Genomic DNA, 13925 nt, shown 5'->3' on the forward strand with positions numbered 1-13925 from the left:
GGAACGGGTTACACCTCGGCAAGCACCACAAAATCACGACGCCGCGCTCAAACTTGTTTTCCTCCGACAAAGTCCCCAGGTCTCCAGCTCTCGTCAGTCGACGGGCAGGATCTGGGCGATTCTGGAAAGTTCCAGCACCTTGGCGACATGGCCGGTGACGCCGGACAGGCGCAGGGTCTTGTCGGCTTTCTTGGCCCGGTCATTGGCCAGAAGGATCATGCCGACGCCTGCGGAGTCGAGCATCTTGGTGTCGGCGAGCGAGATTTCGATTGTGGTCGCGGCGCTGTCCGCGATCGCATTGAGAATCCCCCGAAACTTGTTGTGATCGTCGAAGGTGATAACGCCGCTGATCGCGATGACCAGCCGGTCGCCGCGCGCATCACTCTTGAAATCCATGTTGGGCTCCTAGAACAGTTCGATCGTCGACTCGGCCGGGGCCGGAGCCGGAGCCGGGGCATCATCGCTCGGCTTGCCGCGCAATCCAATCTCGAACTGTCGCCGCACATCAGACAGGGAAATCGAATCCACAATCGTCTGCACCAGACCGTCGCAGGTTTCCGGGTCGGAGATCTTTTCGGGGTGATCAGACAGGAAACGCGACACCGCCGTAAGTGCGGTCACGACCGCCTCTGTCCGCTGGCGCATGCGGTCCTGAAACTGCATGGCGATCACCACCTCACGCACTTCATCGCCGATGCGCCGGGATGTGGAGGTGGAATCGGACAGGGCGACCGAGATTTCGGCATTGCGTTCGACCAGCGAGGTGAGCAGGACTTCGAGATGTTCCTTGGCGTCGATCTGCTTGGAAAGGTCCATTGCGCCAATCTCGGACAGCTCCCGATACTCCGAGCGGATCGAGCCGACGACCTCGCGAATGCTCTCGGTAACCGTGCGCGTGCTCCCGCGCATCCGGTCCGACAGGGCATCGATCCGCTTTGACAGGGTGTGCATCTCGGTCGAGACGATCTGAAAGCCGGCACCGGCCGCGCCTGCGCGGGCCGATTCGATCTGCGCGTTGAGCGACAGGAGGCGGGTCTGCTTGTTGATTGCCTCGATTTCGTTGATGCAGGCGCCCAGCCCGTCCATTTCGCAGAGAATGTCGTCGAGCGAATAGATCAGCGACACCCCCTGCTTTGACAGGACGAGAATTCGCTCGGTGACTTCCGACAGGGATGCCTGCAAGATCTGCGGCAGCGTGATAAGGTCGATCGACTTGCCTTCGTGCTCGACCGTCGTGATCTGGCTGACCAGCTTGGATAGGCGCTGGGTCTGCTCTTCCGAGCCGTCATTGAGGCTCGTAAAGAGATCGCTGAGGCGACGGGCCTGGTCTTCGACGTCCTGGGTCGTGTCGAGTAGAATCCGGTTCGCGCTCTCGATGGTTCCAAGCAGGAGGCGCGAAAACGGAGACCGCGCACCTTGGGCGTCGGTCGTCCAGTTCTCGATCCGGTTGTGTTGGGGCATGGCAGCCTCGTCGACAAAAGGTTTGCTGAACCGGCACCCGGTTCAGATCCGCAGAACGTCTCCCCCGTCTGACACGAGGGAGAGTATGGTTGGCAGAATCTTATTTTCCGGTAACTGAAGGTTGACCGCACCGCAGTCGAAGGCCGCTTTCGGCATGCCGTAGACGATGGAGCTGGCCTCGTCCTGGCCGATCGTTTCGGCGCCCGCCTCCCGCATCAGTTTCAGGCCTTCTGCACCATCCCGCCCCATGCCCGTCAGAATGACGCCTATCGCTTTGTTCGCGCAGGCTTTTGCGACGGAGAGGAAAAGCACATCCACGGACGGTCGGTGTCCATTCACAGGCGGTGATTGGTCCAGGCGGCAAACATAGTCCGCGCCCGAGCGCTGCACGGTGAGATGCGAGTCGCCCGGTGCGATGAAGACATGGCCGGGGCGTATCCGCCGGCCGTCCTCGGCCTCGCTCACGGTCACCGCGCAGAATTTGTCGAGTCGCTCGGCAAACTGGCGGGTGAAGTGCGGCGGCATGTGCTGCGTGATGACCGTGCCCGGCGCGTCGGGCGGAAAATTTGTCACGATCCGGCCGATTGTCTCGACCCCGCCGGTCGAGGCGCCGATGGCGAGGATGCGTTCGGTCGTGTCGAACCCCAGACGCTTGACGCGGGCCTTGCCCGGTCGGCGGCTGATCGCCGTTACCTTCGCCCGGGCGGCGGTCTTGACCTTCTCGATCAGCTCGTCGGCGAGCTTGCCCATATTGGCCTGCAGGTCGATGGCCGGTTTGGCCAGGAAGTCCACGGCCCCGAGCTCGAGCGCTCGCAGGGTCACGTCGGCGCCTTCACGGGTCAGCGACGACACCATGACCACCGGCGTGGGCCGCAGGGTCATGATCTTCTCGAGGAAGGCGATACCGTCCATCTGCGGCATCTCGACATCCAGCGTAATGACGTCCGGATTGAGGTCCTTGATCATCTGGCGAGCGATCAGGGGGTTGGACGCCGACCCGACGACCTCGATCTTGGTCGAACGCTCAAGCATCGAGGGGATAATCATGCGCATGAGCGCGCTGTCATCGACCACCAGTACGCGGATCCGTCGGCTCATCGCATCTCTCCTAGAACAGCTCTATCGAGCCGGTCTGCTTTCGCAGCGGCGGCGCCGCCCGGAGTTGCCTTTCGGTCTTGACCAGTTCGCCGACACCGCTGGACTGGATGAAGCGCCGCCAGGCCTTGCCCGTGGCCGGATCATACATGACCCGGCGGCCCCGGTCGCCGCCAAGATCGACCGCGATGACTTTCAGGCCTTCCACGCGGGCATACTCCCGCGCGAAGGCGGCATTCTGGTCGCCGACGCCTCGCATGCCGTTCATGACATTGCCGCCGCCGAAGAATTTGCATTCCAGGCGACGCTTGTCGGCCCCGGCCTTGAGCAATTCGTTTATCAGGGCATCCATCGCATGATTGCCATATCGCAGCGCCAGGCTGGCGCCGGACCACAGGCCTTCATCGTCGTGCGGAAGCATGAAGTGGTTCATTCCGCCGATTCCGGCGATCGGATCATGCAAGCAGGCCGCGACGCAGGAGCCGAGCACGGTTGCGATCAGCTCGCCGTCCTGCTGGGAGATATGCTGACCGCCCGGCAGGACTTTCACCACCCAGCGATTGGACCCTTTGTCGAGATAGCGGGAAGAAGGCGCGGCTGAGGCCAGCGCCGCGGCATGGCGTCCCATCAGCGCGCCTCGCCCTTGAAGGAATAGATCGTGCGGCCGACCGGGTGAAGGCCCGCCGTCCCGCCGAGCACCGACTCCGAATGGCCCAGATAAAGCCAGCCATCCGGCTTGAGGCTTTCGGTGAAACGCTTCACCAGACGGTTCTTGGTCGGGCCGTCGAAATAGATCGTCACATTGCGGCAGAAGATCAGGTCGAACTGGCCCTTCATAGGCCAGTCGCCATGCAGGTTCAGCCGGTTGAAGGTGATGCGCGAGCGGATCGCCGCGCTTGCCCGGACCATGGCGCCGTCGCGCGCCGAGGGCTGGAAGTGGTTGCGCTGAAGGGTCTTGGGCACATCCCGCACCGCGCCGACCGGGTATTCGCCGCGCTTGGCGTGGGCGAGCACATTGGTGTCGATATCCGTAGCAAGGATGCGCCAGTCCCAGCCGCCGCCCTGCCCCAGCGCTTCGGCGAGCGTTGCGGCCAGGCTGTAGGGCTCCTCGCCGGAGGAGCAGCCGGCCGACCAAATCCGGATGCGCCGATCCCCGGTTTTGGCGGCCCGGGCCTGCCAATGCTTCACGGCGATGTCGCGGACATGTTCAAAATGGTGGGACTCGCGGAAAAAGTGGGTGTGGTTGGTGGTCAGCGCGTTGATCAGGTGATCACGCTCTTCGGCTCCGTGTGGCCCGTCAAAGCGACCGAGATAGGTCTCGAAATTGGCGAGGCCGAGCTGGCGCAGTCGCCGCGCCATACGCGAATAGACCAGCTCGCGCTTGTGATCCCCGATAACGATGCCGGCGTGTGTGTAGATGGCGTCCGCAATGGTCCGGAAATCGCTGTCGCGCATCCGGAACTCACGGCTCTCCATCTCTGTCTTGCTGGCAGCCTTGGCCATCCATGTCTCCTGTCACACACGCCGGGATCGGTCGGGGTGGAGCAAGTTCTAGAACTCGCTCCAGTCGTCATCACCCTCGACCACGCTCTCGGCGAGCGCGGTCTGGAGGCCGCGCGCCCCGCCACCCGTGGCGGCACGGCGGGCCTTCGGCGAGGAGGCCGCAGGATGGCGGGCGATCTCGCTGCGCTCCTGGCCGGCTTCGAAGAAGCTCATGCGCTGGCGCATGCGCCCGGCCTGGTCGTTCATGGTCTTGGCGGCCGCAGCATTCTCCTCCACGAGGGCGGAGTTCTGCTGGGTCATCTCGTCCATCTGCGTGACGGCCTGGTTGATCTCGTCGGCACCGGTCGCCTGTTCGCGGGAGGCGGCGCTGATCTCTGCCACGATGTCGGCGACCTTCTTGATCGAATCGACGATCTCGGTGAGCGACTCGCCGGTCTGGTTGACCAGTTCGACGCCGCCCTTCACCTGCGTCGTGGAGTCCACGATCAGGTCCTTGATGTCCTTGGCGGCCTGTGCCGAACGCTGGGCCAGCGAGCGGACTTCGGAGGCGACGACCGCGAAGCCGCGGCCGGCATCGCCGGCCCGGGCCGCTTCAACCGCCGCGTTGAGAGCCAGCAGATTGGTCTGGAAAGCGATTTCGTCGATCACCCCGATGATATCGGAGATCCGACGCGAGCTTTCCTCGATCTTGTCCATCGCCTCGACGGCATTGGACACGACTTGCCCCCCATTCTCCGCGCTGTCGCGGGCGCTGACGGCCAGCTGGCTCGCCTGCTGGGAGTTGTCGGCATTCTGCTTGATGGTCGAGGTCATCTCCTCCATCGAGGCGGCGGTTTCTTCCAGATTGGCAGCCTGCTGCTCGGTGCGCTGCGACAGGTCGTTGGCACCGGTCGAGATCTGCTGGGCCCCTGCGGCCACTTCATCCGCCGCCATCGAAATGGCCTGGACGGTCTCCATCAGCGTTGACGCCATGGAGTTGGCATCATCCTTCAGGCGGCCATATACGCCCTGATAATCGGCTTCCATCCGTTTGGTGAGATCGCCCTTGGACAGGCCTTCCAGCATGTCTCCGATGGCATCGAGGACGCCGGAGACAGTGCCTGCGAGCGAGTTGATGTTCTCAGACAACGACCGCATGAAGCCGGTCTTGCCCTCCAGCGTCAGCTGGTTGGAGAAGTCGCCACGGGCGACCGCGCTGACGACGTGTTCGATCTCTTGCTCGATATGCTTCTCCGCCGTCTCGTCCTTCCATTCGACGACGGTGCCGACGCGCTGGCCGCTGGCGTTATTGACCGGCGAGGCGATGAGCTGGAAGTAGCGCTCCCCGACCTTGATATTGCTGCACACGGCGGTGGTGAGATGGGCCAGCATGCCGCGCTGGTGGGCCGCATTCTTGTGGAACACGTCCATATTCTTGCCCATCAGCTCCTTGGCATTGAAGTTGGGCAGCGCCTTGCGCAAATCGGCCTCGGCCTCGTTCAGCATGTCCTGCTGGGAGTGGTTCATGTAGACGATGTTGAAATCGGCATCGGCGACCATGACATTGGTCGTCGTATTATCGAGCGCAGCGCGGATCCGGGCATTCTCGGCCGCCTGGGCTTCCTCGCGCGCCTTGCGGGCGGCTTCTTCCGTGCGGTCAGCCCATTCCACGATGACACCGGACCGCTTGCCTTCGGCATCGTAGACCGGCGTAGCGATCAGGCCGAAGACGCGGCCGGCAATGTTGAGTTCGGCGCGATGGGAGCCGGTGAGGCGTTCCAGAACCTGGCGCTGGTGCGCCGGATTCTTGTGGAAGACGTCCATATTCTTGCCCATCAGGTTCTTGGCGTCGAAGTTACGCAGAACCGTGCGCAGGTCGGACTCGGCCGCCTCCAGCATCTCTTTCTGGCTGTCATTCATGTAGACGATGTTGAAGTCACCATCGGCGATCATGACGTTGGTGGTCGCCTTGTCGAGCGCAGCGCGGATGCGGTTGCCCTCCTTCATGCGGGTGCTGGACGTCAGGTCGGTCGCGAATTTGACGACCTTGATCGGCTTGCCGTCCTTGTCGAGCATCGGGTTGTAGGACGCCTGGAGGATGATCTGGCGTCCGCCGGCACCCACGCGTTCATACTCGCCGCTGTCATATTCACCACGGCGCAGCTTGTCCCAGAAGGACCGGTATTCGGCCGATGCAGCATAGTTGGCATCCACGAACATGGAATGGTGACGGCCGCGGATCTGCTCGAGGCTGTAGCCGACCGTGTCCAGGAAGTTCTGGTTGGCCGTGATGATGGTGCCATCGAGCTCGAACTCGATGATGGCCTGGGACCGGTCTGCGGCGGCGAGTTTGGCAGCGGCATCGCTTGACGCGCTGGTAGCTCCCGCCGGGACGCGGTGATTGAACATCGTCCAGGCGCCGAACACGGCGGCGAGCGGCAGCGCTGTCAGGATGGCCGGCCAGACCCCCCAGTTGGACGCCGTGAAGCCGGTGGCGATGAAGGCGACGGTGGCAGCCGCGAACACGGCGCCGGCGAAAGTGAGGCGGGTTTGATCGTCACGCTTGGCGTCCTGACCCGACGAGTTGTTGGTTGCAATCGACATCACGCAACTCCTTTGTTCACGGTTCTACTGGATCAAGACGTCTTCGGCCTCGGCGGCCTTGACGAGCTCGGCGCCGAGCAGGCGATGCAGGTCGAGCATCGCCACCATTTGATCTTCATCAGTCAAAAATCCGGAGAAGACGCGGGAATCTTCCTTTGTGCTGGTCTCCGGTACGGGTTGGATCTTGGTGTCCGACACCGAAAGGATGTCGGAGACGGCATCGACCAGAAGGCCGACCTGCCGTTCTGCCAGCGCCACGATCACGATCACATGGCGTTGCGTGGTCTCGGTGAGACCGCCGCCCAGACGGCTCTGCAGATCAACGATCGGCAGGACCGCGCCGCGGAGGTTCAGGACCCCGCGAACATAGTCCGGCTGGTTCGGCAGGCTCGTGACCTCCGTCCAGCCTTTGATCTCGCGCACCGACATGATGTCGACCGCATACTGCTCCGCGCCGGCGGCGAAGCTCACATACTGCTTGTGGTCACTCGCGGTGTCTCGCCCCTTGGCGATCGCTTCCGCGGTGGCGAGCATTGCTTCCTCGGCATTCATGCTGATTGGCCTCCCAGAGCGGTTCGGGTTTCAATGGACGCCCGCGCGTTGCCCCCGGGCGAACCGGACGCATCTTGCGGACCACGCTGACGAGACGAACTGGCCGCCAGGCCGTCTATATCGAGAATGAGGCGGACGCGGCCATCACCGAGAATCGCCGTCCCGGCGACCCCGACGATTGGCCGGTAATTGGCTTCCAGGCTCTTGATCACGACCTGTTGCTGCCCCAGCAGCTCGTCGACGATCAGGCCGATATGGCGCCCGAATTCGGTTTCCACGATCACCACCAGCTTGCGCAGGGGTTCGGGGCGACCGGCGCGATCGAGATTCAGCGACTCGCACAGATCGACGAGGCGCATGGTTTCACCGCGTATGGACAGGATGGTGCCGCCGTCCGGCATCGCGCGCAGCTGTTTGGGTTCCGGGCAGACCGTCTCGATGATGGCGGAGAGGGGCACGACATAGCGTTCGCCGGCGACGTCCACGAGCATACCGTCGAGGACGGCGAGGGTGAGCGGCAGAGCCAGCGTGAATGTCGAGCCCTTGCCTTGCGTCGAGTCGAGGGTGACGCGGCCGCCAAGCTTCTGGATGTTCCGGCGCACGACATCCATGCCGACGCCGCGGCCGGACACATCGGAGATTACCGAGGCCGTTGAGAAACCCGGCATGAAGATCAGGGCCTCGATCTCCTCCTTGGACAGCTCCGCACCGTCTTCGACCAGACCCTTCTCGACGGCTTTCTTGAGGACTTTTTCCGGGTTCAGTCCCCGACCGTCATCGCTCACCCGGATCAGGATGCGCCCGTTGCGGTGCTCGGCTGAGAGCTTGACAACGCCCTGTTCGGCCTTGCCGGCCGTGGCCCGCTCATCCGGCGTTTCCAGCCCGTGATCCATGCAGTTGCGGATCATGTGGGTGAGCGGATCGCTGAGCTCCTCGATGATGGTTTTGTCGACTTCCGTCGCTTCACCCTCAAGCTCCAGGCGGACCGATTTTCCGAGCGTCTTCGAGAGGTCGCGGACGACGCGGGGGAAGCGGGAGAAGAGCGCCTTGACGGGCTGCATGCGGACCGCCATCACGCCTTCCTGGAGGTGGCGTGTGCGCAGGGTCAGGTCTTCGAGGGCCTGCAGCTGGCGAACATGGCGGATGTCGATGAATTCCGAGAGGCTCTCCAGGGCCATGGCCTGGGCAATCACGAGCTCACCGACCATGTCGACGAGACGGTCGACACGATCCAGGTCCACCCGGATGGAGGAGGTGCGGACGGCCTGGCCCGTGGCGGCGCTCGCCGCCGGATCGGAGGGCTCAGTGACCATCGCCACGGGCGTCGCGGCTTGGCCGACGGCCGGCTGTTCGGGCTCGATACGGGTGATGTCGAGATCGCAATCATCCTCGACGAATTCGAAGACCTCGCGAATGGCGGCTTCCGACTTGGCACCCCGCAGCGTGAGGGTCCAGGCGAGGTAGCTTCCGGCCGGTTCCATGCGGGCGAGCGGCGGCAGGCCCGACAGATCGGCCTTGATCGAGAGCTCACCAATCGAGCGCAGGGCCGCGATGAGGAGCTGAGGCTCGTTGGCCGAGGCATACATTGCGGCGTGCGGACGGAAGCGGACCGCGAAATCACCGCCCACCGCCTTAGCGACCGGCGCGACGCTGACGGCCGCGTCCACGGAATGCCCCAGCATGCCGCGCAACGTGGTCAGCATCTCGTCTTCCAGGCCGGCGGTCGCCTCGACGCCCGAGCGGGCTGCCGCAACCAGGTCGGCAAGTATGTCGCCTGCCTGCACAATGATGTCCGGGTCATCCGGTTGCATGGTCCGCTTGCCGGACCGCAGCAGGTCCATGACGTTCTCGAACTCGTGTGAGTAGGTTACCAGGCGCGAGAACTTGAAGGCGCCGGCACCGGCCTTGATCGAGTGGACTGTGCGGAAGATGTCGTTGAGGCCCTCGACGTCGTGTTCGCTGGCAGACAGAGTCGTGGCAACCGCCTCAAACCGTTGAAGCAATTCCTCACATTCCTCGAAGAAGGTCTGGCGGAACTGGTCCAGCTCGTTCATGGCGGGATCCTTGTCGGTTGATCAGCGGCAGACGCGGCGAACGACGTCCACCAGCTGAGCCGGGTCAAAAGGCTTTACGATCCAGCCGGTGGCGCCGGCGGCCTTGCCGGCTGCCTTTTTCTCCTGATCCGCCTCGGTAGTGAGGATCAGGATCGGCGTGGCGCGGAATTCTGGCTTCTGGCGCAGATTGCCCACCAGGGTGATGCCATCCATGCGCGGCATGTTGACATCCGAGATGACGAGGTCGAAGGGACCGTCACCGCATTTTTCGAGCGCCGCCATGCCGTCTTCGGCCTCGACAACATCGAAACCTTCGCGCTTCAGCGTGAAGGCCACCATGTCGCGCATCGTCTTGGAGTCGTCGACGGCCAGGACTCGCTTACTCATTTGATCCGCTCCATTCAGTCAGACTGTTTTCGAGGCCAAGAAGGCACATTGCATCGACGACCGCAGCGGACGGTCGGGTAAGGGTGAAGCATCCGCCCTGTTCGGCCTGGTCTCTGGCGGCCGACAGCAGGATCTGGATGACGGGTGTGTCGATCAGGGTGACGTCCTCGGCGTCGATCACCAGCGTGTCCTGGGCCGGGCTCGTCTTCTGCAGCTCCGCCAGCAGGGACTCCGCGGCGATGATGTCCATGCGGGCATCCAGCTTCAGGTCGGCGGTCGCGTCCTGACGGTTCGACATGAAGGCGTCTCCTCTCCTGGCTCGGGCGCTCCGCGGGAGGAGGTCCGTCTTGATGCGGGTGTCGAGCTGGGGGGGCGCCTTGGCGGCCTCATGTGCAGGACTGGGTGGTGCGGCTCCGACGATCGTTGATGTCTTGTTTTGTTTCGGTCTGTCCGGCTTCGCCGGCCGGTTGCCGAAAACGAGGTATGGTGGTTTGCTTTTGCTGCCCCAATTAATTTGAGGGATTCCCTTAACGAGCTGCTAAGATTCTTGCCTTCGAGGGTGCTCAGGGCGCTCAAGGAGATAATATTATATTCATCGCGGTAGCCGGCTTTGTCAGAGCAAAATCACGCGACGAACTGATCACTGGGTTTTGGCCTCTGTGGAAGGCGTTGTCAGATTAAACCCGGCTTGAGCCCGTAACCGTGATTTCGTAGCGTTTTCTGATGCGTAATCCGTTCCGGTATTTCAAGACATCGCCGGAAGCCATCCGTTTTGCCGTGATGATGTACACACGCTTTCCGCCGTCGCTTCGGAACGTCGAAGATCTTCTGCACGAACGCGGCATCGATATCACACATGAGACGGTTCGGTTCTGGTGGAACCGGTTCGGACCGATGTTCGCGAAGTCGATCCGCAAGCGCCGCGTTCAGAATGGGCACTAGTCGAATTGAGCCTGGCATCTGGATGAGGTTTTCGCCCGGATCAACGGGGAGCTTCACTATCTTTGGCGGGCCGTTAATCATGAGGGCGAAGTGCTCGAGTTCTTCGTCACCAAGAGCTGGGATCGTAAGGCAGCATTGAAGTTTCTGTGCAAGGCAATGAAGCGTTATGGGCGTCCGGGCGTGGTCGTGACCGACAAATTGCGCAGCGACAAATCGGCGCTTCGAATTCTCGGGAATGCAAGCCGGCAGGAGACGGGGAGCTGGCTCAACAATCGTCTCGAACGCCACTTTTGTCGCCGCGACGACTTCATGGAGAACCGTACTCAGGCCCTGGCCGAATGGCGCCAATTCGCGGCTTGAGCCAGGCTCAAACTTGGACTTTCGAGACCGGTTCGCTTTTGTCTGATACCACCTCGATCTGGTAATTTTTAGATTTCTGAGCTTAACTGAAAATCGCTTGCATTTCCGGTGGGTGGGGAGACTCGATATGCGACTTATAATTGCTTTGCCTCTCATATATCTGGGTTTTTTGACACCGGCTCTGGCGCAAGAGGAGGTCGGACCGACTCTGAATGAAGTCTCGTTGGAGCAGGTTGATCTGCGTAGTGCGCGGTTGAGGTATGCCGAATTTCAAGAATCAAATCTGACGGGGGTTAATCTGGAAGGTGTTGATTTGTCAGGCTCCAATCTGTCCGGAACAAGGATGTACGGTGCCAATCTGAGGAATACCATTCTGGATGATGTGCTTCTTGATCGCACTTTTCTTGGAAGTGCTGACCTGACTGGAGCCAGAGTGGCGTCGACAGCACTGCGCTCGGCCCTTTTATGCAATACCCGTATCAGTGCAACCGTCGTCATTAATCGCAATTGTGTCGAAATGAGTATGCCGACGCCGGCCGGGCGACCATTACCAGCGACTGTCATGAATACGCTGCGCACCACACAAGGTTGCCAGGGATGTGATCTTCAGTTTGCCCAGTTTCAGAACCGCGATTTGCAGCGTGGCAACTTTTCTAACGCCTGGTTGATTGATGCCAATCTGTCCGGTTCCGATCTGACGGGCGCCATCCTGACCCATGCCGATCTGACGCGAACCAACCTGTCCGGGGCCGACCTTTCGGGTGTGTCGTTTGATGTCCTACAATTGACCCGCTCCACCAATATCTCAAATGCGCATTTCCGCCGGGCCCGGCTACCGGGTGCTGATTTCACGGATCGTAGTTTGCGCAATTCCGATTTCTCCGGCGCGGATGTAAGCGAGTCGAGTTTTGCCGGTACGGATCTGACGGGAGCCAATTTCACGGGTGCGACCTTAGAATCCGTGACCTTCGACGAACGATCGCGCCTCGCCAGTGTCCGCTTTAGTGGTGCGAATTTAACCTCAGCGGCCTTCGACGGCGCCATGCTCTCCGGTGCGGACTTCCGCAATACCAGAATGTCCCGTGTTTTTTCAGTCGGCAGCAATTTCTCCCGAGCAAACTTCACCGGCGTCGACCTCAGTCATGCCCAATTGGTGCACACCAATCTGTCTGCTGCAAATTTGTCGGGCGCCAACCTTTCAAGGGTAAACCTGAGCAATTCCGATCTGTCCGGAGCGGATCTTACAGGCGCCAACCTTACAGGTGCCAATCTCCATAACGCCAATCTGACCGGCACAATTTTGTCGCGTGCCGACCTCACGGATACCTGGCTGTTGTCGACCAATCTGGACCGAGCGAACCTACGCGATGCGACGCTGATCCGCGCCCGAGTGATCGGCGCAAGGCTGGGCCAGACGCAAATGCAGGGCGCGGATCTCACCGATGCCAGCCTTCGCGGGTCGAATTTGATCGATATGTTGCTTTCCGAAGCCACGATATTCTGCAGGACCGCTATGTTTGACGGAACGAGGAGCAATGTCGGTTGTGCAGGCGGCGTCTCGCCAAATAAATAGTTGCCGAGGTGGTGTCAGAAAGACCCTCGGCAATGTCATGTGTGGACGGCCCCTGTTCTGCAAGGTCTGATTTGAGTGATTTTTGATCATTGCGGGTTGCGGTCATGTGTCCGGCCTGTTGGCGCGGTGCTGTGACCGCTGGCCCTGATGAAGTCCGCTTGGCCAGGTCCCTCTCAGATTATCGAGCTCTTACGCCCTGACACTGCCTCGGGTTTTCCTGGCTGCGGCCCCGTTTGATCATCATCACCTACATCTGCCCTCACAGCTCCTGGGCGACAGCACGTTCGCCGTCGCGGTTTCTTTGCGCCTACGCCCTTGCAGGCGCCCGATATGTCTCGCTCCGGGCCAGTACGGCCCAGGCGATGCGCGCCGTTTTGTTGGCCATGGCGACGGTAGCAACACGGGCCGGTTTGCGCTCCAGCAGACGCCTGACCCACTCCCCCGTCGCCGAGGTGTTCGTGCCAACACGCCGGATGACCGAAGTCGCGCCGACGACAAGAAGCCGGCGCAGATAGCCATCGCCCATCTTCGATATGCGCCCCAGACGTTCCTTGCCGCCGGACGAGTTCTGGCGCGGCACCAGTCCGAGGAAGGCCGCGAACTGACGGCCCGTCTTGAACACCGACGGGTCCGGTATGCTGGCCGAGATCGCGGTCGCCGTAATGAGGCCCACGCCCGGTATCGTCTCCAGCCGTTGGCTCGTCTCATCGGTACGGTGCCAGGCCATGAGCTGGCGCTCAAGCGTGCGGATCTCGGCAGCCAGACTGTCGAGCTGGGCTGCCAAGCTGGTCAAGGCAGAGCGGGCGATAGCCGGTAAGCGATCCTCGTCCAGGGTATCGAGCAGCACGGCCAGCTTGTGCGGGCCTTGTGCCGTGATGATTCCGAACTCGGCCAGATGCGCGCGGATCGCATTGAGCAACATGGTGCGCTGGCGCATCAGAATATCGCGCGTCCGGTGCAACATCATCACGCCCTGGCGCGCCTCGCTCTTGACCGGAACAAAGCGCATGGACGGGCGTGTGACCGCCTCGCAGATCGCTTCGGCATCGGCCGCATCATTCTTCTGGCGTTTCACGTAGGGCTTCACATAAGCCGGAGGGATAAGCCGCACCTCATGGCCCAAAGCGCCAATCTCACGGGCCCAGAAGTGGGCCGTGGCACAGGCCTCCAGTCCGATGAGACAGACAGGCAGATCGCGCAGGAAATCCAGAACACCCCCGCGGCGCAGCTTCCTGCGGAAAACCACCGCGCCTTGTGCATCAACGCCGTGAAGCTGAAAGACAGACTTGGCGAGATCAATGCCGATTGTTGTAACATTCATGATGGACGGTTCCTTCCCTTGTGCTGGTTCCCAACAGCTCAAGCATGGCACATCGCGATGCCGTTGGTCGGGGCCGTCCACCCCATCAGATTAA

12 protein-coding genes and 1 pseudogene are annotated in these 13925 nt (G+C 61.7%); 2 read left to right on the forward strand and 11 right to left on the reverse strand.

Annotated features, from left to right (window positions below; translation table 11 throughout):
- Window positions 1-93 precede the first annotated feature (93 nt).
- The 10 genes from QZZ02_RS07955 to QZZ02_RS08000 are packed head-to-tail and all read right to left on the reverse strand — an operon-like array spanning window position 94 to window position 9933.
- Window positions 94-396 carry an STAS domain-containing protein gene (locus QZZ02_RS07955; protein WP_291843531.1) on the reverse strand — a complete coding sequence of 101 codons (303 nt, stop codon included), beginning with the start codon at window positions 394-396 and terminating at the stop codon, window positions 94-96.
- Window positions 397-405: 9 nt separating this feature from the next.
- Window positions 406-1461, reverse strand: a complete 1056-nt coding sequence (locus QZZ02_RS07960) for a methyl-accepting chemotaxis protein (protein WP_291843532.1) — start codon at window positions 1459-1461, stop codon at window positions 406-408.
- Between the two features lie 42 nt (window positions 1462-1503).
- A complete protein-coding gene (locus QZZ02_RS07965) occupies window positions 1504-2559 on the reverse strand; it encodes a chemotaxis response regulator protein-glutamate methylesterase (RefSeq protein ID WP_291843533.1) in 1056 nt (351 codons plus the stop codon).
- A gap of 10 nt (window positions 2560-2569) precedes the next feature.
- On the reverse strand, window positions 2570-3184 hold the full coding sequence (locus QZZ02_RS07970; protein WP_291843534.1) for a chemotaxis protein CheD: 615 nt from the start codon (window positions 3182-3184) through the stop codon (window positions 2570-2572).
- Complete coding sequence (locus tag QZZ02_RS07975; protein ID WP_291843536.1) at window positions 3184-4059, reverse strand: protein-glutamate O-methyltransferase CheR; 876 nt, start codon at window positions 4057-4059, stop codon at window positions 3184-3186. Before QZZ02_RS07975 ends, QZZ02_RS07970 begins: the two co-directional genes overlap by 1 nt.
- Window positions 4060-4107: 48 nt before the next feature.
- Window positions 4108-6642 (reverse strand): methyl-accepting chemotaxis protein, encoded by a 2535-nt coding sequence (locus tag QZZ02_RS07980; RefSeq protein WP_291843538.1) that lies wholly within the window; start codon window positions 6640-6642, stop codon window positions 4108-4110.
- 24 nt (window positions 6643-6666) lie between these two features.
- Window positions 6667-7194 (reverse strand): chemotaxis protein CheW, encoded by a 528-nt coding sequence (locus QZZ02_RS07985; protein ID WP_291843539.1) that lies wholly within the window; start codon window positions 7192-7194, stop codon window positions 6667-6669.
- A complete protein-coding gene (locus QZZ02_RS07990) occupies window positions 7191-9248 on the reverse strand; it encodes a chemotaxis protein CheA (protein ID WP_291843540.1) in 2058 nt (685 codons plus the stop codon). Before QZZ02_RS07990 ends, QZZ02_RS07985 begins: the two co-directional genes overlap by 4 nt.
- Before the next feature lie 21 nt (window positions 9249-9269).
- Complete coding sequence (locus QZZ02_RS07995) at window positions 9270-9635, reverse strand: response regulator (RefSeq protein ID WP_291843541.1); 366 nt, start codon at window positions 9633-9635, stop codon at window positions 9270-9272.
- Complete coding sequence (locus QZZ02_RS08000; RefSeq protein ID WP_291843542.1) at window positions 9628-9933, reverse strand: STAS domain-containing protein; 306 nt, start codon at window positions 9931-9933, stop codon at window positions 9628-9630. Before QZZ02_RS08000 ends, QZZ02_RS07995 begins: the two co-directional genes overlap by 8 nt.
- A 425-nt stretch (window positions 9934-10358) precedes the next feature.
- On the opposite strand from QZZ02_RS08000, the pseudogene QZZ02_RS15055 reads away from it, so the two are divergent.
- Together QZZ02_RS15055 and QZZ02_RS08015 are read left to right on the forward strand one after the other, a co-directional pair.
- Window positions 10359-10937: pseudogene (locus QZZ02_RS15055) on the forward strand (IS6 family transposase).
- Window positions 10938-11064: 127 nt separating this feature from the next.
- Window positions 11065-12510: a pentapeptide repeat-containing protein gene (locus QZZ02_RS08015; RefSeq protein WP_291843544.1), complete on the forward strand. Its 1446-nt coding sequence runs from the start codon at window positions 11065-11067 to the stop codon at window positions 12508-12510.
- 307 nt (window positions 12511-12817) lie between these two features.
- Here QZZ02_RS08015 and QZZ02_RS08020 read toward each other — a convergent pair whose 3' ends face one another.
- Complete coding sequence (locus tag QZZ02_RS08020; RefSeq protein ID WP_291843546.1) at window positions 12818-13831, reverse strand: IS110 family transposase; 1014 nt, start codon at window positions 13829-13831, stop codon at window positions 12818-12820.
- Window positions 13832-13925 lie beyond the last annotated feature (94 nt).

The sequence above is a fragment of the Maricaulis sp. genome, from assembly GCF_015665295.1.
Lineage (GTDB): Bacteria > Pseudomonadota > Alphaproteobacteria > Caulobacterales > Maricaulaceae > Maricaulis.